21 protein-coding genes are annotated in these 18,845 nt (G+C 60.5%); 13 read left to right on the top strand and 8 right to left on the bottom strand.

What is annotated here, in order from left to right:
- Positions 1 to 47: 47 nt before the first annotated feature.
- Complete coding sequence (locus ACP7B1_RS06405) at positions 48 to 689, bottom strand: TetR/AcrR family transcriptional regulator C-terminal domain-containing protein (RefSeq protein ID WP_346307534.1); 642 nt, start codon at positions 687 to 689, stop codon at positions 48 to 50.
- 68 nt (positions 690 to 757) lie between these two features.
- Between ACP7B1_RS06405 and tet the strand changes: the two genes are divergently transcribed.
- Both tet and ACP7B1_RS06395 read left to right on the top strand, forming a co-directional pair.
- Complete coding sequence (gene tet, locus ACP7B1_RS06400) at positions 758 to 1,957, top strand: Tet(A)/Tet(B)/Tet(C) family tetracycline efflux MFS transporter (protein WP_346307535.1); 1,200 nt, start codon at positions 758 to 760, stop codon at positions 1,955 to 1,957.
- A gap of 32 nt (positions 1,958 to 1,989) precedes the next feature.
- Positions 1,990 to 2,889 carry a LysR family transcriptional regulator gene (locus tag ACP7B1_RS06395; RefSeq protein WP_223611704.1) on the top strand — a complete coding sequence of 300 codons (900 nt, stop codon included), beginning with the start codon at positions 1,990 to 1,992 and terminating at the stop codon, positions 2,887 to 2,889.
- Here the strand turns inward: ACP7B1_RS06395 and ACP7B1_RS06390 are convergent, their stop codons facing one another.
- Positions 2,890 to 4,197, bottom strand: coding sequence for a DUF3422 family protein (locus ACP7B1_RS06390; RefSeq protein WP_403170059.1), 1,308 nt, complete (start codon positions 4,195 to 4,197; stop codon positions 2,890 to 2,892). It abuts the gene before it with no gap.
- Positions 4,198 to 4,378: 181 nt separating this feature from the next.
- On the opposite strand from ACP7B1_RS06390, the gene ACP7B1_RS06385 reads away from it, so the two are divergent.
- Both ACP7B1_RS06385 and ACP7B1_RS06380 read left to right on the top strand, forming a co-directional pair.
- On the top strand, positions 4,379 to 5,161 hold the full coding sequence (locus ACP7B1_RS06385; RefSeq protein ID WP_346307537.1) for an FCD domain-containing protein: 783 nt from the start codon (positions 4,379 to 4,381) through the stop codon (positions 5,159 to 5,161).
- Positions 5,158 to 5,895: a metallophosphoesterase gene (locus ACP7B1_RS06380; protein WP_346307538.1), complete on the top strand. Its 738-nt coding sequence runs from the start codon at positions 5,158 to 5,160 to the stop codon at positions 5,893 to 5,895. Before ACP7B1_RS06385 ends, ACP7B1_RS06380 begins: the two co-directional genes overlap by 4 nt.
- An 8-nt stretch (positions 5,896 to 5,903) precedes the next feature.
- Here the strand turns inward: ACP7B1_RS06380 and ACP7B1_RS06375 are convergent, their stop codons facing one another.
- Both ACP7B1_RS06375 and ACP7B1_RS06370 read right to left on the bottom strand, forming a co-directional pair.
- Positions 5,904 to 6,044, bottom strand: a complete 141-nt coding sequence (locus ACP7B1_RS06375; protein ID WP_165401767.1) for a hypothetical protein — start codon at positions 6,042 to 6,044, stop codon at positions 5,904 to 5,906.
- Positions 6,045 to 6,484: 440 nt separating this feature from the next.
- Complete coding sequence (locus ACP7B1_RS06370; RefSeq protein ID WP_346307539.1) at positions 6,485 to 7,183, bottom strand: type 1 glutamine amidotransferase; 699 nt, start codon at positions 7,181 to 7,183, stop codon at positions 6,485 to 6,487.
- Between the two features lie 72 nt (positions 7,184 to 7,255).
- Here ACP7B1_RS06370 and ACP7B1_RS06365 point away from each other — a divergent pair, with 72 nt between their 5' ends.
- Entirely contained in the window at positions 7,256 to 7,861 is a 606-nt protein-coding gene (locus ACP7B1_RS06365) for a hypothetical protein (protein WP_346307540.1), read from the top strand.
- A gap of 15 nt (positions 7,862 to 7,876) precedes the next feature.
- Here ACP7B1_RS06365 and ACP7B1_RS06360 read toward each other — a convergent pair whose 3' ends face one another.
- Both ACP7B1_RS06360 and ACP7B1_RS06355 read right to left on the bottom strand, forming a co-directional pair.
- The gene (locus ACP7B1_RS06360) at positions 7,877 to 8,404 is read right to left on the bottom strand and encodes a GNAT family N-acetyltransferase (protein WP_346307541.1); all 528 of its coding nucleotides are present in this window, start codon (positions 8,402 to 8,404) and stop codon (positions 7,877 to 7,879) included.
- Positions 8,405 to 8,490: 86 nt separating this feature from the next.
- Positions 8,491 to 9,390 (bottom strand): DMT family transporter, encoded by a 900-nt coding sequence (locus ACP7B1_RS06355; protein WP_346307542.1) that lies wholly within the window; start codon positions 9,388 to 9,390, stop codon positions 8,491 to 8,493.
- A gap of 106 nt (positions 9,391 to 9,496) precedes the next feature.
- Here ACP7B1_RS06355 and ACP7B1_RS06350 point away from each other — a divergent pair, with 106 nt between their 5' ends.
- The 6 genes from ACP7B1_RS06350 (at position 9,497) to ACP7B1_RS06325 (ending at position 15,041) form a co-directional block, all read left to right on the top strand.
- Positions 9,497 to 9,961: an Lrp/AsnC family transcriptional regulator gene (locus tag ACP7B1_RS06350; RefSeq protein WP_346307543.1), complete on the top strand. Its 465-nt coding sequence runs from the start codon at positions 9,497 to 9,499 to the stop codon at positions 9,959 to 9,961.
- A gap of 46 nt (positions 9,962 to 10,007) precedes the next feature.
- Positions 10,008 to 10,742 (top strand): 16S rRNA (uracil(1498)-N(3))-methyltransferase, encoded by a 735-nt coding sequence (locus ACP7B1_RS06345; RefSeq protein ID WP_346307544.1) that lies wholly within the window; start codon positions 10,008 to 10,010, stop codon positions 10,740 to 10,742.
- Between the two features lie 106 nt (positions 10,743 to 10,848).
- Complete coding sequence (locus ACP7B1_RS06340; protein WP_403170040.1) at positions 10,849 to 12,222, top strand: glutamate--cysteine ligase; 1,374 nt, start codon at positions 10,849 to 10,851, stop codon at positions 12,220 to 12,222.
- Between the two features lie 23 nt (positions 12,223 to 12,245).
- Positions 12,246 to 12,989, top strand: coding sequence for an SDR family oxidoreductase (locus ACP7B1_RS06335; protein ID WP_346307546.1), 744 nt, complete (start codon positions 12,246 to 12,248; stop codon positions 12,987 to 12,989).
- A gap of 75 nt (positions 12,990 to 13,064) precedes the next feature.
- Positions 13,065 to 14,003, top strand: a complete 939-nt coding sequence (locus ACP7B1_RS06330; RefSeq protein WP_346307547.1) for a phosphoribosylaminoimidazolesuccinocarboxamide synthase — start codon at positions 13,065 to 13,067, stop codon at positions 14,001 to 14,003.
- 78 nt (positions 14,004 to 14,081) lie between these two features.
- Positions 14,082 to 15,041, top strand: a complete 960-nt coding sequence (locus ACP7B1_RS06325) for a DUF937 domain-containing protein (protein ID WP_426136745.1) — start codon at positions 14,082 to 14,084, stop codon at positions 15,039 to 15,041.
- 111 nt (positions 15,042 to 15,152) lie between these two features.
- Here ACP7B1_RS06325 and ACP7B1_RS06320 read toward each other — a convergent pair whose 3' ends face one another.
- Positions 15,153 to 15,440 (bottom strand): DUF1127 domain-containing protein, encoded by a 288-nt coding sequence (locus tag ACP7B1_RS06320; RefSeq protein WP_223611725.1) that lies wholly within the window; start codon positions 15,438 to 15,440, stop codon positions 15,153 to 15,155.
- Positions 15,441 to 15,646: 206 nt separating this feature from the next.
- On the opposite strand from ACP7B1_RS06320, the gene ACP7B1_RS06315 reads away from it, so the two are divergent.
- Complete coding sequence (locus ACP7B1_RS06315) at positions 15,647 to 16,603, top strand: LysR substrate-binding domain-containing protein (protein WP_346305508.1); 957 nt, start codon at positions 15,647 to 15,649, stop codon at positions 16,601 to 16,603.
- 4 nt (positions 16,604 to 16,607) lie between these two features.
- On the opposite strand, the gene ACP7B1_RS06310 is transcribed toward ACP7B1_RS06315, so the two are convergent.
- Positions 16,608 to 17,177, bottom strand: a complete 570-nt coding sequence (locus ACP7B1_RS06310; protein WP_346305507.1) for a DUF2585 domain-containing protein — start codon at positions 17,175 to 17,177, stop codon at positions 16,608 to 16,610.
- 83 nt (positions 17,178 to 17,260) lie between these two features.
- Between ACP7B1_RS06310 and xseA the strand changes: the two genes are divergently transcribed.
- Positions 17,261 to 18,844, top strand: coding sequence for an exodeoxyribonuclease VII large subunit (xseA, locus tag ACP7B1_RS06305; protein ID WP_346305506.1), 1,584 nt, complete (start codon positions 17,261 to 17,263; stop codon positions 18,842 to 18,844).
- Position 18,845 lies beyond the last annotated feature (1 nt).

Raw genomic sequence — 18,845 nt, 5'->3', positions numbered from 1 at the left:
AGTCTAAACTGTTGAACGGAGGTGGCACACAGCCAAAGTGACGCGTCTCACAGCAGACTTTCAAAGCCCGCAACGAGCGCGACAAGCCCGAATTCAAAACCTTCATCCGGCGAGACATTGTCGAGCTTCCCGAAGGCTTGACCGAGCAGCGGAAACTGCGCGCCTATTTCCGATGCCAGATCGGCCCCTGTCCCCTGGTCCAGCCGTCCGTTTGCTGCCATGGCGGCCTGCTGTTCGAGCACCGAACCGACGACATAATGCCCGGCCGCCTGCAGGATGTACCCGGCCGCCACAATATCAAATCCCGCGGCAACCATGAAACCGAGCTGCGCTTCCGCAGCGGGATAGAGCGCCGGACTGGGACGCGACCCGGCATGGACCCTGGCCCCGTCGCGGTAGGCGAGCAGGGCACGCCGGAAGCTGCGCGCATTCTCGATCAGGAAATGCCGCCAGTCTTCATCCGGCAGCGGCAGGGAGCGGCTGTGGTTTTCCATCAGGATGGTCTCGGCCAGCGCATCGAGCAAAGCAGCCTTGTCCTTGAAATGCCAGTACAATGCCGGCTGCTGGACACCCAGAGCCGCCGCAATGCGTCTTGTGGTCAGGCCATCGACCCCGGTTTCGCCGAGCAGATCCAGAGCGGCTCGTATGACCGCCTCGCGCTGCAATTTGATATCACTTCGTTTTGCCATGCTTGACAATTTATCACCGATAAGTGATATGCGTCCAGTTACTTATCAAAGATAAATAAGAGTTATCCATGACTTTCGACAAATCCCTGATCGTGATTCTGACGACCGTTACCCTTGATGCTGTCGGCGTGGGCATGATCATGCCGGTCCTGCCGGAATTGCTGACGGGGCTGACGCATGCGGACAACGTTGCCGCGCATTACGGCGTTCTCCTTGCTCTGTATGCGCTGATGCAGTTTCTGTGCGCGCCGCTTCTGGGGGCGCTGAGCGACCGTTTCGGCCGGCGGCCGGTGATCCTTGTCTCCCTGGCCGGGGCGACGCTGGATTATCTGGTCATGGCGTCGGCCATGGTGCTGCCGCTGCTCTATATCGGCCGTGTCATTTCGGGTGTCACCGGCGCAACCATGTCCGTCGCAAGCGCTGCCGTCGCGGATATCACCCCGGAAGACGGCCGCGCACAGCGCTTCGGCATGATCGGCGCCTGCTTCGGCCTCGGTTTCATCGCCGGTCCCCTGCTCGGCGGCATTGCTGGAGGATTCGGCATCCACTACCCGTTTCTGCTGGCGATGGCGCTCAACGGCGTCAACTTCCTGCTCGCACTCTTCTTCCTGCCTGAAACCGGCAAAGGTGTGAAAACGCCACTTGCGATCCAAAACTTCAATCCGCTCGGCGGTTTCCGCTGGGCGACCGGCATCAAAAGCCTGACGCCGCTCATTGTCGTGTTCACCCTGATGCAGCTCGTCGGTCAGGTCCCCGCAGCGCTGTGGATCATCTACACGCAGGACCGGTTCGCCTGGAGCGTTTCGACTGTCGGTCTCTCACTTGCCGCATTCGGCCTGTGCCACGCGCTCGTCCAGGGGCTGCTTACCGGTCCCATCACTGAAAAGCTCGGCGAAAGGCGCACGCTGATCCTCGGAATGGGCATGGATGGCATCGGCTATGTGCTGATGGCCTTTGCGAGCGGGAGCTGGATGGTCCTGCCGATCCTTGTCTTCCTGTCCATGGGCGGCATTGCCAGCCCCGCGCTCCAGTCGATCATCACGCGGCAGGTGGATGAAACCAGGCTCGGCGAAGTTCAGGGCATCCTTGCCAGCGCAACAAGCCTGACCGGCATCATCGGGCCGGTGGCGTTTTCCGCCATCTACGCCGCCACACGGACCGACTGGAGCGGCCTTGTCTGGATTTCCGGTGCGATGCTGTACATTCCCTGCGTTCCGCTGCTGCGCGCCATCGCCTATCGCCGGGCGACAGGCCCTTCAGGGGCTTGACCTTGTGCTGATCCCGCGGAAAGAGTGCGCCGATGGATCATCTGAATGACATGGAAATTTTTGCGCGCGTGGTTTCATCCGGCAGCATGTCGGCGGCAGGACGGGAGCTCGGCGTATCGCCCGCCGTCATTTCCAAGCGGCTGCGGCGGCTTGAGGAGCGACTGGGCACGCGCCTTCTGCAGCGCACCACCCGGCAGATTGCCCTGACGGAAACCGGGCAAGGCTATTACGAGCGGGTCCTGGCGATCCTGTCGGGCGTCGAGGAAGCGGAAGCTTTCGTATCGCGCCGTTCCGAACAGGCGCATGGCCTGCTGAAAGTCTCGGCGCCGACCACCTTCGGGCGCATGCATATTGCGCCGCATCTCGAACCCTTCATGCGGGCCAATCCCGATCTGTCCATCAATCTCGTGCTGACGGATGAATTCGTCGATATCGTCGGGGAAGGCTATGATCTGGCCATCCGCATTGCCGAACTGTCCGATTCCAGCCTGGTCGCGCGCAAACTTGCGCCGGTGCAACGGTATCTTGTCGCGTCGCCGCGCTACATCGCAGAACACGGAGCCCCGCGCTCCATTGCCGATCTTGACAACCACATCTGCCTCGCCGCCCACAACGGCGACCCCTGGCGGTTGAACGGACCGGATGGCAGCGTATCCCTGCGCCCGACCGGGCCGATCCTGACCAATTCCAGCGAGGTGGTGCGCGCCGCGGTGCTTGGCGGGCTTGGCATAGCCTTGCGCTCCACTTGGGATATCGGGCCGGAACTTGCCGCCGGCCAGCTGGTGCGCGTGCTAACCGACTATGCTGCTTCGCATAATATCGCGATTTACGCGATTTATCCCTCGCGGCAGTTTCTCCCGGCAAAGGTGCGGGTGTTCATCGACTATCTCGCGGGCCTTTACGGCCCCGTGGCGCCATGGGACCGGGTCTGATCAGTCATCATTGTGGGATTTGCGGATCGATTTCACCAGAAACCACATGGCAATGATCGCTATGGGCACAAAGGCGGCAGTGACAACCGACGAGTGCAGTTCCGGCATATAAGCCTCGGCACCCTTGGCAAGATAATAGAACAGACCAACGACATAGTAGGAAATCGCGGCCACCGACAGGCCTTCCACCGTCCGTTGCAGGCGCAATTGCAGTTGCGCGCGCCGGTCCATCGAGCTCAGGAGATCGCGATTCTGCCGTTCCAGTTCCACATCAACCGACGTGCGCAGCAGCGTGGCGGCACGCGACAGCTTTTCCGACAGGTTTTCCTGTCTTCCGCTGACGGAATGACATGTGCGCATGGCCGGTGCCATGCGCCGCTGGATGAACGCTGCCCAGGTTTCATAACCGGTCACCGGCTCTTCCTGCAGCGCGGCCAGCCGTTCCAGCACGATGCCATTGTAAGCCCGGCTTGCCCCGAACCGGTAGAGGCTCGAGGCCGCATCGGCTTCGAGTTCCGCCGCAAGGGATGTCAACTCATCGAGCAGTTTGTGATTGTCGGCATCCGGCGCGCGCATTTCCGTCGTCAGGCCAGCCAGGCGGTCTTCGATGCGGCGGATGCGCGGCGACAGGGAATGCGCCAGCGGCAGTCCGAGCATGGCGAGCGTACGGTAGGTCTCGATTTCGATCACACGCTGCGACAAGGCGCCGGCGCGGGCGGGCGACAGGCCATCGTCGAGGATGAGAATGCGGGTCATTCCGTCGCCGTCCTGCCGGAAATCCGTCACGATGGAGGCAAGCCCGTTCTCGACATCGCTGTAGCAGAGGCTTGTCGGATCGAATGCCTCAATCAAAGCCGCGGCGCCCGCGTCCTTGCGGATGATCTCCAGCCGCACACCGTCGATCACCGTGCCGGGCGGATTGAAGCCTTCCCCGAAGGGATGCTGTGCTGCCTGGCCGTTGCGCGGCAGCGGGCCTTCCCACAGATAGGTCGAGAATTCCGTGTGCCGCTCCCAGCGCAGCGTGCCATTGCCCCAGGGCATGATGTGGTGGCGGGCATCGCGCGCCGGAGAGGCTACACCTATGCTGCGGCTGAGTTCCGCCAGAACCGCATGATCGACGGTGGAACCGCCCTCGGTCATGAATGCAAGCTGGATAAGAATGCGCGGCGTATCGATCAATGGATAGGGCCGCGCATGCACTTCTCCCAGCGCCACGGAACGCTCCGCGTGCCCCGGAAAGCCCATCACGCCCGGACTGGTGGCGGAATTTGAAAACGCCGCTGCGGTTTTCAGTCTTTTCCCCTTCATATCGGCCCCTTGGTATAGACTGTTCACAAGATGGTGAACGCAATGACCGGCCCTTTCAATGCTCCTTTGCGCCGGAAGGCTGCGGCTATGCGACGCTTGCCCACTGGATCAAAGAATTGACCAGTTTCGTGATTTGCCGATACGCTGGCACGACACATCACTCCTGCGGACGACTTTCAACATGAGCAGCCCGGTCTTTGCCCGCATCCATTCTTCCCGAACGGCCGACGACATCGTCAGCCAGATCGAAACATTGATCCTTGAGGGTGTTCTGCGCGTGGGCGACCGTTTGCCCGGCGAACGGGACCTTGCCGTACAATTCGATGTATCCCGCCCGATCCTGCGCAGCGCATTCAAAGTGCTGGAGGCCAAGGGATTGCTTGTCGTGCGCCACGGTGGCGGAACGTTCGTTGCCGATGTCATCGGCGAGGTCTTTTCCAAGCCGGTCATGGACCTGATCTCGAGCCATCCGAAGGCCGCGGCGGACTATCTAGAATATCGCCGGGAGATTGAAAGCATCGCAGCGGACTATGCCGCCCGCCGGGCAACGGATGATGACCGCCTGCTTTTGCGCGGGATCGTTGACGCGATGCAGCGCGCCTTCGAGACCGATGACTTCAAAAGGGAAGCCGAGCTGGATGTCGAACTGCACAGCACCATCGGGGAATGCGCCCACAACATCATTCTGCTGCACACGCTGCGGTCGTGCTACCGGCTGCTCGCCGATGATGTGTTCTACAATCGTACCATCATCTACGGTTTTCCCGGCGCCCGGGAAAAGCTGCTGCTACAGCACACATCCATCGCCGATGCCATCATGGCGTCAGACCCCGAGGGGGCGCGGGCTGCGGTGCACAGGCACATCGACTTTATCGAGCAGGCGCAAAAGGACGCGGCACGCAGCAATGCCTGGCAGGAAACGTCGCGGCTGCGGCGCAGGCAGAGGGAGCTGGACCGCCCATGAAGACAGTCGACTTCAAGCATGCGCGCGGTCCCGACCGCCTGCGGGTTTATGCCATCGGCGACGTGCATGGCCGCCTCGATCTGTTGCAGGAGATGCACCGGCGCATTCTGGCTGAAAACGCCAAGTCACCGCCGTTCGACTGGGTGGCGGTGCATCTTGGCGACTATGTGGATCGGGGCCCGGATTCCAGGGGGGTGCTGGACCATCTGGTCAATGCCCAGAGGAAGAATCACCGCATGCTGACGCTGGCGGGCAATCACGATATCGGATTTCTGGATTTTCTGGCCACCGGCGACATAAATGGAATCTTCGCCCGGCACGGCGGCAGGCAGACGGCGCGCTCCTATGGCGTGACGATCGATTTTGACGATCCGGCCTCGGTATCGGTGGGACGCTCCGCCCTGCTGCGCGCCGTACCGGCAACCCATGTGGAGTTTCTGCGCGGTTTGCGGCGCTCGATGACACTGGGCGATTTTTTCTTCTGTCACGCAGGCATCAGACCCGGCGTTGATCTCGACCGGCAAAATCCTGAAGATCTGATCTGGATTCGCTGGGAATTTCTCGACGATCCCCGGTTGCATTCCAAGGTTGTCGTGCATGGCCATACACCGGCCAGCGATGTGGAAGTGCGGCAGAACCGGGTCAATCTCGATACCGGCGCCTATGCCAGCGGGCGCCTCAGCGCCATCAAGATCGACGCTGAAGGCAAGTCTTTTCTGGAAGCGATTGTCTAGAACAAGTCTTAACGCGAGGCGGAGCTGATTCCGTAGCCATCGCTCGATACGGTGCGGCCTCCGGCATCAACAGATACCAGTTCGGCGCCCATGAAAAGGATCGATGCAAGCATCATTGCGGTCAAAAGGGCGGCACTTTTCATAGTCATTCGGGCGTTTCCATCAGTCTCTACGGCCTGGCTTCATGCCAGCTAACCGGCCCGGCAACTACAGCGCACAATTCTTTCCAGCAAGTGAACGAAAGCCACGCTCCCCATGAATACCGACGGGGCAATTTGATTCAAATTTTGCCTGTTGCACAGATGCAACTGAATCGCCCGCCGCTAGGGTCAGGACCCATTAATCTGGTCGAAATGGTATGAGGCCATTTGCCTGGATACAAGGAGCAAAGGCGATGGCAATGTGGCTCATTGTCGAGCCTTTGCGACGATGGAGCCGGGCAAATGGAGCATATCCTGCGGACGCCGAAACGGCTGCAAGCTGCAGTGTCGAGCTGCTCGGTCGGGGGGAAGACCCCGCCCTTCGCATCTCTCCTCGCATCTTTTTGCCGTTTCTGGCGCCATTTCGATCATATTAATGGATCCTGACCCTAGATCAGTGCGACCCAGGCGCGCGCCAAAGCAAGACCCGCGGCATCGGCGGCAGCGCCACTTTCCGCGACCCGCGCCGGATAGTTTTCAAGCCAGGCCGGGTTGCCCCTCATGATCTCGTCGTGAAAAACATGCCGCCATTCCTCGACCAGTGCAGTGTCTGCCTCGAAGTGGAACTGGATGCCGTACACCGCCCGCCCGATGCGGAAGGCCTGATTGCGGGTCATCGTGCTCGAGGCGAGATGCACGGCGCCTTCCGGCAGGGAAAATGTATCCCTGTGCCAATGGAAGATCGGAAAGGTGTGGGGAACAACGGACAGCACGGGATCGGCTGCCGCTTCGGCCGTCGCCGTGACCGCATGCCAGCCGAATTCCTGCGGGCGTCCGAGAATGTTTTCGGCATCGTAACCGCGTGCGACAAGCTGACTGCCCAGGCAGATGCCAAGCACCGCCTTGTCCGCATCGCCAAAACGGCGGATCAGCCGGGCAAGCGCGGGAAGATAGGGAAACTGCTCATCGGCAAGGGCGTTCTGATCGCCGCCGAGCGAGATCAGTGCGTCGTAACCCGCATCATCGGCAGGCAGCGCTTCACCGGTATGGGCCTGCACGAGATCAATCTGTGCACCTGCCTCCGCCAAGGCCTGTCCAACCAGTCCCAATCCGGTATTCTGATAATTCTGTACAACGAGAACGCGCATTCTACCTGCCTGATAATCGCATTGACGATGATCCTGCGATAGCATGGACCCCTCACAGCCGGAAGCCATCAAATGCCCCTGCAAAACCGTGTCACACCCTTCGGCGATATCATCGCCGTTTCCAAGCGCGGGACCTTCATGGGCAATCGCGGCATCATCCACGACCCGTCAACCCGCACCCTGCTGAAACGGCGCTGGTCGACGAGAGCGTGGATCATCTGCGTCTGCGACTTCAGGAACGTCCGGCGCGCAGTTATGGCCCGGCAAAGCTGGACCGAGCTGTTCTTCCTCGATGAAGCGACGGCGCTCAGCGCCGGACACCGCCCATGCTTCTATTGCCAGCGGCAACGGGCGAAGGCTTTTCAGGCGGCATGGGCCGATGGCACGACCAAACCATCGGCGCCGGAAATGGATCGTGTGCTGCACGCGGAGCGCCTTGAGGGGAACGGCGGCAAGAAACACCACCCGCTTGCAACGGCGATCCTGGACCTGCCTGACGGCAGCATGATCGCCTCCGGCGACAATGCCTATCTGGTGCATCGGGGCCAGACCTATCTCTGGTCATGGGATGGCTATGCGGCCTGCCCGCCGCCCACAAAGGATATCAGCCTGCTGACTCCACCCTCGACAGTGCGGGCTTTGGCCGCCGGTTATATCCCAGTCGTTCTGGGAATATAACTCATATGCATTATTCTATTTGAAAATGCATTCCAATTGGATGTCGTCCGGCTCCAGGGCCGCCAGCTCCGCGTCTGGCGCTTCCGATACGACACAACCAAGACGCCGGTAAAAATTGACCGTATTTTCGGATGGTATCGCAGAAACGTACAGACCTCTGGCGCCCATCTCCCTGGCAATATCCTTGCAATGCTCAAAGAGCTGCATACCCAGGCGCCGGCCGCGATAGTCATTGCCGACATGGAGGAAACTCAACTGCAGGAGATCCTTCCCCGGGCCACGCCAGATGGTATCCACTGCCCCAACGCCCGCCAGTGTATCGCCGTCGAAAAAGCCGAAGAATTTTCCACCACGATCGAAACTTTCCTGCAGCAGGGGCGTGTATTTCTCCGCCTCGCCTTCCTCCCAGCCAGGGACATCAAAATATTCCGCGTGCAGGACGAGCTTGCCGCCCCGCAACGTATAAAGGTTTTCAATGATCTCGCGGCGATCGATGGTCCAGACCTGTTCGATCTCGCTGCGTTTCAGTGCGCGGAGTTCCATGTTCCTGCTCTATATACGTCAGACATAATATGCTTTTTATATGCATATAGAACAAATTTAGCATGGCAATCAAGTGGTATCCGCGATCAGATTTTGACACTTGCCGGCACCGACCGGCCCAGCTTCCATCCAAGACTGGTGCCGGCCGCTGCGACGAGAATGGCTGCGGAACCCAGGAACTGTATCGGTTGCAACTGATGCCCGAAGGCAAAATAGTCAACCAGGATGGCGGCGATGGGATAGATGAAGGACAACGATCCCGTGAGATGGGTCGGCAGCTTCTGGATGGCGCTATAGAGCAGAATGTACATCAATCCCGTATGAACGACACCGATCGTGACGATGCTGCCCCATTGGCCAACGCCATTGGGCATGACACTGAAATCAGCAAGCGGCGCCATCAGCACGATACCGACGCAGACCTGAATCAGCGCGATCAGATGCGGCGGCGTGCCCTTCAGCCGTTTCGCCACGATGGATGCAATCGCATAGAGAAACGCGGCGCCCAGCGACAGGCCGATACCGGCCATGTAGTTCGTTCCGGTATAATTGCCGCCCGGCTTGGCCTGAACGATCAGCAGCATCCCGGCAAAGGCGACAGCCAGCCAGAACAGCTTGGTGAATGTCAGCTTCTCCTTGAAGATCAGGGCGCCCAACACGACGAGCATGAACGGCTGCACATTGTAGACCGTCGTCGCAATGGCAATGGACGCACGGGAATAGGCGGCAAAGAGCAGAACCCAGTTGAGGACAATGGCGATGCCGCCAAGAACAGCAAGGCCGAACAGCTTCAAAGAAATAACATTCGGACGCAGCAGACCGAGTGCGGTGCAAACGCCGAGCAATGTCAGTGCACCAAAGGCGCAGCGCCAGAACACGACGGATAAGACCGGCTGACCGGACATCAGCACGAACCAGCCGATCGTACCCGAAATCATCATCGCAGCGGTCATTTCCACGCTGCCTCTCGCCATATCCCGTTCCATACTACTTGTCCTTTCGTCTCGCACCACGAGACTATTCGGAGCAATGGCAATTTGATATATATGGAAAAAGGCGTAAAGTTCGCTTGACCTGTTTAATGCAGGCAAAATGCCTGATCTGCCTTACGAGGTTGCTATGCTCGATGAAATGGACAAGACCATCCTCGGTATCCTGATCGAAGATGCGCGAATCTCGCTGAAGGAACTGAGCCAGAAAGTCGGGCTCTCGTCTCCCAGCGTGTCCGAGAGGTTGCGGCGGCTCGAGGAAAAGAAGGTGATCCGCGCCTTCACCGTCGATATCGACCCGGCGGCGCTCGGCTATAATCTGACAGCCATCGTGCGGGTCAGGCCCCTGCCCGGCATGCTGCATATTGTCGAGCGGCTGATCCAGGAGATGCCTGAAATCACCGAATGCGACAAGGTGACGGGCGACGATTGCTTTGTCGGCAAGCTGCATTTCCGCACCATGGAACAGCTGGATACGCTGCTCGACCGGCTGGCGGAAAAGGCCGAAACCAACACCTCCATCGTCAAATCCTCGCCGGTGAAACGGCGCCTGCCGCCTCTCGGCTGACATCGCCTGCTTGACCGCCCCATCCCCTCTCTGGCATCCATCTCCCATGCGCGCAAATTACAGAATGCAACGGCTTTATATTCCCGCGGATCTGGCGACCGGCAGGCGGGCGGACGCCCCGGCGGAAGCCGTCAACTATCTCGCCAATGTACTGCGGATGAAGGACGGCGATGAAATCCTCGTGTTCAATGGTCGGGATGGTGAATGGCGCGCTGCCCTGCGCTTTGAAAGCAGGAAGAAGCTGGCGCTGGAGCCGCTCGAACTGACGCGGGGGCAGCCGGAATCACCCGATCTCATCTACTGCTTTGCCCCGCTCAAACAGGGACGACTCGACTACCTCGTGCAAAAGGCCGTCGAAATGGGTGCTGGCATTTTGCAACCGGTGATTACCCAGCACACGCAGGTCGCCAGAATCGGCGTGGATCGGATCGAAGCCAACGCCATCGAAGCGGCGGAGCAATGCGGCGTTCTGGCCATCCCGGAAACGCGCGAGCCGGTCAGGCTCGAGAAACTGCTGGATGGCTGGGATCCGGACCGGCGCCTGATCTTCTGCGACGAAGGTCATGATACCCATAACCCGCTGCCGCTGCTACAAAGCCTGCCGCGCGGGCCGCTTGGCGTTCTCATCGGGCCGGAAGGCGGGTTCTCGGATGCGGAGCGCGAAACCCTGCGCAAGCTGCCGTTCGTCACCGCCATTCCGCTGGGTCAACGCATCCTGCGCGCCGACACTGCCGCCGTTGCCGCACTCGCGCTTATTCAGGCGACGATCGGCGATTGGTGAGTTACAAATTCTCTTGATGAGTGCATCAGCGAAATTTGCTTGCGCTCGTTTCCGAAAACAGCCAATCACGCCGCAAGTTCAAAATTCTAGTGGGGAAGCACCATCCATGGCGCGCGATACAACAGACGAGACGCCCCTTTCCGGCACGGAAGAGCTGGCGACCTACCTCGCCCAGGGCTCCAAGCCGCAATCCGCATGGCGCATCGGCACCGAGCACGAAAAATTCCCGTTCTATACCGAAGACAACAGCCCGGTTCCCTATGACGGACCGCGTGGCATCCGCGCCATTCTGGAAGGCATGCAGTCGAAACTGGGCTGGGAACCGATCATAGACGAAGGCAATATTATCGGCCTCGTCGAGCCGACCGGACAGGGCGCGATCTCGCTGGAGCCGGGGGGCCAGTTCGAACTGTCGGGCGCACCGCTGTCCACCATCCACCAGACCTGCCGCGAAACCAACGCGCATCTGGCGCAGGTGCGCGAGATAGCCGAGCCGCTCGGCATCCGCTTCCTGGGTCTTGGCGGCAGTCCGAAATGGTCCCTGGCCGAAACGCCGCGCATGCCGAAATCCCGCTACAACATCATGTCCAACTATATGCCGAAGGTCGGCAAGGACGGGCTGAACATGATGTACCGCACCTGCACCATTCAGGTGAATCTCGACTTCGCCTCGGAAACCGACATGCGCCGCAAGATGCAGGTTTCGGTGAAACTGCAGTCCATCGCCACGGCGCTGTTCGCCATGTCGCCGTTCACCGAGGGCAAGCCGAACGGCCTGTTGTCCTGGCGCTCCAATATCTGGCGCGATACGGACAACAACCGCTCCGGTGTGCTGCCCTTCATCTTCAACGAAAATTTCGGCTTTGCCGATTACGTGGAATGGGCACTCGACGTGCCGATGTATTTTGTCCTGCGCCATGGCCGTTACCACGACTGCACGCATGTGACCTTTCGCCAGTTCATGAACGGCGCGCTGAAAGATGCCATTCCGGACGCTACGCCCAACATGGGCGACTGGACGAACCACCTTTCAACGCTGTTCCCGGAAGTGCGGCTGAAGCGCTTCCTTGAAATGCGCGGCGCCGATGGCGGCCCATGGCGGCGTATCTGCGCGCTGCCGGCATTCTGGGTCGGCATTCTCTACGACGCCGAGGCACTGGATGCTGCGGAGGCCCTCACCCGCGATTGGACCTACCCGGAAGTGCAGGCCCTGCGCGACGAGGTGCCGGCAAAGGGCCTGCGCGCCACGCTGCGCAACCGCTCGGTGCACGACATTTCCCGCGACGTGCTGGCGATTTCGCGCCTTGGCCTGAAAAACCGCGCGCTGCTGAACAGCGAAGGCTTTGACGAGACGCATTATCTTGCATCGCTGGAGGAAGTTGTCGCGCGCGGCACGACCTCCGCCGAGCAGATGCTCAGCCAGTACAACACGGTCTGGGGCGGCTCGGTTGAACCCGCTTTTCTGGAGTATGCCTACTAATTCCGCCCTTTGGGAGACATGCGATGAGCAAGACCATCCTGATAACAGGCGCGAGCCGTGGCATTGGCCGCGCGGCGGCCATTCTTGCGGGTCAAAAGGGATGGTCGGTCGGCGTCAATTACGTCGGCAACAAGGCCGCTGCGGATGACGTGGTGGCGGCGATTGTCGCGGCTGGCGGCAAGGCAAAAGCCATACAGGGTGACGTTGCCAACGAGGCCGATGTCATCGCCATGTTCAAGCAGACCGAGGAACTCGGCCCGCTCGACGGACTTGTCGTCAATGCCGGTATCGTAGCGCCCGCATCCAAGCTGATGGACATCGATACCGAACGTCTCAAGCGCATGTTCGATGTGAACATTCTCGGCGCCTATGTCTGCGCCCGCGAGGGTGTCCGCCGGATGGCGCGGTCTCGCGGCGGCAAGGGTGGATCAATCGTCATCCTGTCATCCGCCGCAGCCCGTCTTGGCGGGCCGTCAGAATATGTCGACTACGCCGGATCAAAAGGCGCAATGGATACGCTGACCATCGGCCTTTCCAAGGAAGTCGGTGCCGAAGGCATCCGCGTCAATGCCGTCCGCCCCGGTCTGATCGAAACCGACATTCATGCCAGCGGCGGCCAGCCGGACCGGGCCCAGCGCCTCGGCGTGACGGCACCGCTGGGGCGGCCGGGCACGGCTGACGAAGTCGGCGAATCCATCGTCTGGCTGCTCAGCGATGCGGCATCCTATGTCACCGGGGCGCTTCTCGATGTAACCGGCGGGCGCTAGTCAAGAATTTGACTCCCGTTCCCCGACTTATGTGTTATGCGGAAGCCAGATTGTCTGACGCGGATTCTTCACACCATGCCCACACACAAAGCGCTTACTGAAGCCTTCATTCCCGAATTGCCGAACTACTACCGCGGCAAGGTGCGGGAGAATTATGATCTGGCGGATGGACGGCGCATCATTATCGCCACGGACCGCATCAGCGCGTTTGACCGGATTCTTGCCTGCATTCCGCTGAAGGGCGAAGTGCTGACGCAGACCGCGCGTTACCAGTTCGAGCAGACCAAGGATATCTGTCCCAACCATGTGCTCGATTATCCCGACCCGAACGTCGTGGTTGCCCGCCGCCTCGATATCCTGCCGGTCGAAATCATCGTACGCGGCTATCTCGCCGGAACCACCGGCACATCGATCCTGACACTCTACAAGGCCGGCAAGCGCGAGATGTATGGCACGACCTTCCCCGACGGCCTGCAGGACAATGAAAAGCTTCCCGCCCCGATCATCACGCCGACATCCAAGGCGTTCGATGGCGGCCACGACGAGCCGCTGACCGCCAAGGAAATACTTGAGCAGAAGCTGCTGACGCAGGAGCAGTGGGATACGATTTCCGCCTATGCGTTCAAGCTTTTCGCGCGCGGACAGGAAATCGCCGCCAGCCGCGGCCTCATCCTGGCCGACACCAAGTACGAATTCGGCACGGATGCGGATGGCAACATCGTGCTGGCTGACGAAATCCACACATCGGATTCCAGCCGCTACTGGTTTGCCGACAGCTATGCGCCGGGCAAGCGCCCGGTCAGTTTCGACAAGGATTTCATCCGCACCTGGGTGGTCGAGCGCTGCGATCCCTACAAAGATGATATCCCTGAGATTCCGCAGGATATGATCGAGGCGACGACCAAGGTCTATATCCAGGCCTATGAAACGATTACCGGTGCAACATTCACGCCCGGCGATCCCGCCGTCGATCCGCTGGAACGCATCCGCAAGAATCTGGCGCAGTACTTCTAACCCGATAAAAAGATTGAACTTTGCTTATCGACAGGGCTACTCTTCCCTCGTGCATCAGCCCGAAGGAGGATCGGCGCCATGAATCTCGTAGACATGTTTCTGAAGGGACAGGGCGGGCAGGCCGTGGAGGCATTGTCCCGCCAGTTTCAGCTCTCGCAACAACAGACAATCGCTGCCATCGAGGCATTGATGCCCGCTTTCTCGCAGGGCTTGCAGCGCAATACCGCCGATCCCATGGGTGTCGGCGCCTTCATCCAGTCGCTGTCGTCGGGCCAGCACGTCAATTATTTTGATAATCCGCAGGCGGCCTTCAATCCGGCAGGCATTGCCGACGGCAATGCCATTTTGAACAATCTGTTCGGCTCGAAGGAGTTGTCACGTGCCGTCGCCGATCATGCCGCGCGGATGACCGGTATCGCCGTCAGCACGCTGCAGCAGATGCTGCCCGTGCTCGCATCGATGACGATGGGCGGGCTCTACAAGCAGTCGACGGGCCAGTTTGCGGCGGCCGGGCTCGGCGGCGGCAATGTCATTGGCGATTTCATCGAGCAGATGATGCGGCAAAGCGGCGGCATCGGCGGCCAGACCGCTCCCAACCAGCCGGGCGCCGCCAACCCCTGGGGCCAGATTCTGGAAAACATGCTCGGCGGCGGCGCTGCCGGAACGCCGCAGCAGCCGCAAGGCCAAGCCAATCCGTGGGGCAACAATCCGCTTGGCCAAATCCTCGAACAGATGACGCGCGGCGGGTTTCCCGGCGCCACGCCGCAAGGCCAGCAGCCGTCGGGAAACGCGCAGAACCCGTTCGGCGACAATCCCCTCGGCAAAATCTTCGGCGATATGCTCGGCGGCGGCGCGCAACAGCGCACGGCACCGGAGCCTCAGCCCCGGCAGCCGGACCAGCCGCCCGCTGCCAACAATCCGTTCAAGGATGTCCTCGACCAGATGTTCGAAACGGGCCGGAAAACCAACGAGCAGTATCAGAAGGGTGTCGAATCCATTTTCGACCAGTATCTGCGCGGCATGGATCGCAACAAATAGTCGGCCCCATAAAGAAAAAGCCCGGCCAGAAGGCCGGGCAGTGGGCAGGCGGGGCACCGGGAGGGGATTCCGGTGTGAATGGGACGCCTGCTAAACCGTCAAGATCGATGCTCAGCTGATCGAGCGTGCTGCGCGCAAACGGGCCCGTACATCGGCCAATGCGCCCAGTTTTTCGCTCGGATCTTCAAGCAGCGACGTGCCAAGGGCCGAATGCAGATCACCGCGCGTGACACCGATATCATGCAGCATTTGATCGTTCCACTCACCGAGGCTCAAAATCGTTTTGCGATTGCGGCGGGCGACGATCATTCGGGTGACAAAGCCAAAGGCCTGAGCCAGCGCGAAAGTGATCGCGGGCACCAATCCATTTACTTCAGTCGTTCTCGTTGTCGTCGTCATCGCCCTACTCCTTTTTTGAATGGCGCTGATCAAGAAGGGTTGAATCGCGTGGAAACCATTTTCTACGCATTACGCCCGGTATCGTTTCAACACAGGCGTCTCCTGAACATCCGTAGAATGATCCACAAAAATTGATTATTCAAACGAATGTTTTTCATGTAAACGTTCAATAATAATGATGGATTGAACCGTCCGGGAGCAAAGCCATGAGTGCGCCTCTTGATCTTGACCAGTTGCAGACATTTATCGCCATTGCCGACAGTGGCAGCTTCACCAGAGCGGCTGATGCGGTCAACAAGACTCAGTCGGCTGTTTCCATGCAGATGCGCCGGCTGGAAGAGCGGGTTTCCAAGGCCCTGTTCGAACGCGATGGGCGCACCAACAAGCTGACCGAAGACGGCGAGCGTCTGCTGGCCTATGCGCGGCGCATGATGCAGCTCAACGGTGAAACCATCGCCGCCTTTGATGACACGCAGCTGCAGGGCCATATCCGCATCGGCACGCCGGATGATTATGCGGACCGCTTCCTGCCCGAGATCATGGCACGCTTTTCCCGCTCCAATCCCCGCGTGGAGCTTTCCGTGGTGTGCGAACCCACGGTCAATCTCGACGAGATGATCCGCAAGGGGCAGCTCGATCTGGCGCTGGTCACCCAGTGCGACGACATGCGCCGTTCCGAAGTGGTGCGAAGCGAGCAGTTGCTCTGGGTCACCTCGGCGCACCATACGGTGCATGAGGAGAAGGTGCTGCCGCTTGCCGTTGGCCGACCCACGTGCATCTGGCGCGCTGCGGCAATTGACGTGCTCGACACCATGCATCACGACTATCGCATCCTGTTCACCAGCTGGTCGGCGACGGTTCTGGCAGCGGCAGTGCTTGCCGGCCTTGCGGTCTCGATCCTGCCGGAATGCGCGCTGCGCCCCGGCATGCGTGTGCTCAGCGAAGCCGACGGCTTTGGCCGCCTGCCGGAATTCGGCATCGGCATCATGCGCGGTCACACCAAGCCCTCCGCCATCGTGGATGCGCTGGCGCAGCATATCGTCGAAAGCCTCGACAATTTGTCGATGCCAACCCCGGTCAGCATGGCCCCGGCGGCCGCGCCGAACCAGGTCAACCAGCGCCTGCGGCAGGTGCGCTCGACAGAGCTGGTTCCGGGCTGGTAGGCGGTTATAGCCCGCCCTGCCACGCCTTGATGGCATCGAGCGGATAGACCAGCATCAAGACATTGAGGGTGAGATTGTCGCGAATGACATATCCCGCCAGCAATTCGAAGACGATGGCGATGAGGACCGTCAGCCAGAGCGGCGCGCGCGATGCAAAGAAGAAGCCGATCACCATGAACAGGATATCGCACACCGAATTCAGCACGCTGTCTCCGGTATAACCGAGCGCAATAGTCGCCTCGCGGTAACGATTGATGACCATGTCGGTGTTCTCGAAAATCTCCCACGCGGCTTCGACCACAATGGCAAGGAGCAGGCGGAAGCCCACCGGCTTGCTGCGCGCAACCAGCCACAAAAGGCCGTAGAACAGAAAACCATGGATGATGTGCGACAGGGAATACCAGTCGGAAATATGCTGGGAATTGTCGGACGAGTTGACTTCGCCCACCCAGAGCTTGACGGTTCCGCAGGTGCAGATGGGATTGCGGCCCATCCACAGCAGGATGATGGCGGTCAGAGCGATCATCGCGGTGCCGATCATCAGATAATGGCGCAGACTGAGACGTTGCGTCATGAGCATTCCCCTTTTCATCCCCCGGCCCTGCAACACAGGCCTCCAAGACTTGACGCCATTCATCACCCCGTTAGGAATAGGGAATGACCGAAAAGTCCGAATCGACGTCCAACGTTGCCGAATATTCCGTATCCGAAATCTCGGGAGCGCTAAAGCGCACTGTTGAGGACACGTTCGGCCATGTGCGCGTGCGCGGTGAAATTTCCGGTTATCGCGGCCCCCATTCCTCGGGCCATGCCTATTTTTCCCTGAAGGACGACAAGGCCCGTATCGAGGCCGTCGTCTGGCGCGGCAGCATGAGCCGGCTGAAATTCCAGCCCGAAGAGGGCATGGAAGTCATCGCGACAGGCAAGCTGACCACCTATCCCGGCTCGTCGAAATACCAGATCGTCATCGAGCAGATGGAACCGGCCGGTGCCGGGGCTTTGATGGCGCTTCTGGAGGAACGCAAGCGCAAGCTCGGTGCTGAAGGCCTGTTCGATCCGGCCGCCAAGCAATTGCTGCCCTTCATGCCGCGCGTCATCGGTGTGGTCACCTCGCCGACCGGTGCTGTTATCCGCGATATCATACACCGCATTACCGACCGCTTTCCGCTGCACGTGCTGGTCTGGCCGGTGCGCGTGCAGGGCGAAACCTCCGGCGCGGAAGTGGCAGCGGCCGTCAATGGTTTCAATACCCTGCAGCCGGGCGGCGCCTTGCCCCGGCCCGACGTGCTGATCGTGGCGCGCGGTGGCGGCAGCCTGGAAGATCTCTGGGGTTTCAATGACGAAATCGTCGTGCGCGCCGTTGCGGCCTCCGATATCCCTGTCATTTCAGCCGTCGGGCACGAAACGGATTGGACGCTGATCGATCTTGCCGCTGACGTCCGTGCGCCGACACCGACCGGTGCAGCTGAAATGGCCGTGCCCGTGCGGGCTGACCTGCAGGCCAGCGTTGCAACCTATGGCGCGCGGCTGGCGGCGGGTATGTCGCGTTACCTCGACAATCGCCGTCAGGCCCAGCGCGCCCTGTCGCGCGCCCTGCCCTCGGCCGACCAGCTGCTTGCCCTGCCCCGGCGGCATTTCGACGAGACTGCCGCCCGGCTCGGCCGCGCCCTGCAGGCGAACACCCAGAAAAAGCGTGCGCATTTCGATGGCCGCGCCCGGCAATTGTCGCCGCGGGTCCTGCAGCAGCGGTTCCGCGAAAAGCAGCGGGAAGTGACTGTTTTCGGCGACCGCCTGCCGCGCAGCCTGAGCGTCTTCCTGCGTGACCGGCGCGCTGTCTTTGCCCGTCATACCCAGCGTCTGTCGCCTGAACCGATTGCCCGCCTTGCCGTGCGGGGGCGCCAATCGCTCACTCAGCTGGAACGGCGGCAGGATCAGGCCATCGGCATCACGCTGGACCAGGCCAGGCGACGCGGCAGCGAACTCGAACGGCTGATGAAAACCCTTTCGCACGAGAGCGTACTCGAGCGCGGCTTTGCCATCGTGCTCGATACGGCGGGCGCACCTGTAAAACGCGCCGCTGCCATTGCCAGCGGCGATCATCTGACGCTGCGCTTCCAGGATGGCGAGGTTCAGGCCGTGGCCGGGGAAGGTGAAGCCAATCCGATCAGGCCAAAGCCGGAACGCCCGGCTCCGGCAAAGAAGCCTGCCGCGCCCGGCACGGACCAAGGCTCGCTTTTTTAAT

It is taken from the genome of Phyllobacterium sp. SL163, assembly GCF_049896885.1.
Lineage (GTDB): Bacteria > Pseudomonadota > Alphaproteobacteria > Rhizobiales > Rhizobiaceae > Phyllobacterium > Phyllobacterium calauticae.
The sequence above is the reverse complement of the archived record's forward strand: the minus strand, read 5'-3'. Positions and strand labels throughout refer to the sequence as shown.

Coding starts and splice junctions, on each gene's coding strand:
- ACP7B1_RS06405 (WP_346307534.1), bottom strand. CDS start 689: ATGGCAAAACGAAGTGATATCAAATTGCAGCGCGAGGCGGTCATACGA.
- tet (WP_346307535.1), top strand. CDS start 758: ATGACTTTCGACAAATCCCTGATCGTGATTCTGACGACCGTTACCCTT.
- ACP7B1_RS06395 (WP_223611704.1), top strand. CDS start 1,990: ATGGATCATCTGAATGACATGGAAATTTTTGCGCGCGTGGTTTCATCC.
- ACP7B1_RS06390 (WP_403170059.1), bottom strand. CDS start 4,197: ATGAAGGGGAAAAGACTGAAAACCGCAGCGGCGTTTTCAAATTCCGCC.
- ACP7B1_RS06385 (WP_346307537.1), top strand. CDS start 4,379: ATGAGCAGCCCGGTCTTTGCCCGCATCCATTCTTCCCGAACGGCCGAC.
- ACP7B1_RS06380 (WP_346307538.1), top strand. CDS start 5,158: ATGAAGACAGTCGACTTCAAGCATGCGCGCGGTCCCGACCGCCTGCGG.
- ACP7B1_RS06375 (WP_165401767.1), bottom strand. CDS start 6,044: ATGACTATGAAAAGTGCCGCCCTTTTGACCGCAATGATGCTTGCATCG.
- ACP7B1_RS06370 (WP_346307539.1), bottom strand. CDS start 7,183: ATGCGCGTTCTCGTTGTACAGAATTATCAGAATACCGGATTGGGACTG.
- ACP7B1_RS06365 (WP_346307540.1), top strand. CDS start 7,256: ATGCCCCTGCAAAACCGTGTCACACCCTTCGGCGATATCATCGCCGTT.
- ACP7B1_RS06360 (WP_346307541.1), bottom strand. CDS start 8,404: ATGGAACTCCGCGCACTGAAACGCAGCGAGATCGAACAGGTCTGGACC.
- ACP7B1_RS06355 (WP_346307542.1), bottom strand. CDS start 9,390: ATGGAACGGGATATGGCGAGAGGCAGCGTGGAAATGACCGCTGCGATG.
- ACP7B1_RS06350 (WP_346307543.1), top strand. CDS start 9,497: ATGCCTGATCTGCCTTACGAGGTTGCTATGCTCGATGAAATGGACAAG.
- ACP7B1_RS06345 (WP_346307544.1), top strand. CDS start 10,008: ATGCGCGCAAATTACAGAATGCAACGGCTTTATATTCCCGCGGATCTG.
- ACP7B1_RS06340 (WP_403170040.1), top strand. CDS start 10,849: ATGGCGCGCGATACAACAGACGAGACGCCCCTTTCCGGCACGGAAGAG.
- ACP7B1_RS06335 (WP_346307546.1), top strand. CDS start 12,246: ATGAGCAAGACCATCCTGATAACAGGCGCGAGCCGTGGCATTGGCCGC.
- ACP7B1_RS06330 (WP_346307547.1), top strand. CDS start 13,065: ATGCCCACACACAAAGCGCTTACTGAAGCCTTCATTCCCGAATTGCCG.
- ACP7B1_RS06325 (WP_426136745.1), top strand. CDS start 14,082: ATGAATCTCGTAGACATGTTTCTGAAGGGACAGGGCGGGCAGGCCGTG.
- ACP7B1_RS06320 (WP_223611725.1), bottom strand. CDS start 15,440: ATGACGACGACAACGAGAACGACTGAAGTAAATGGATTGGTGCCCGCG.
- ACP7B1_RS06315 (WP_346305508.1), top strand. CDS start 15,647: ATGAGTGCGCCTCTTGATCTTGACCAGTTGCAGACATTTATCGCCATT.
- ACP7B1_RS06310 (WP_346305507.1), bottom strand. CDS start 17,177: ATGACGCAACGTCTCAGTCTGCGCCATTATCTGATGATCGGCACCGCG.
- xseA (WP_346305506.1), top strand. CDS start 17,261: ATGACCGAAAAGTCCGAATCGACGTCCAACGTTGCCGAATATTCCGTA.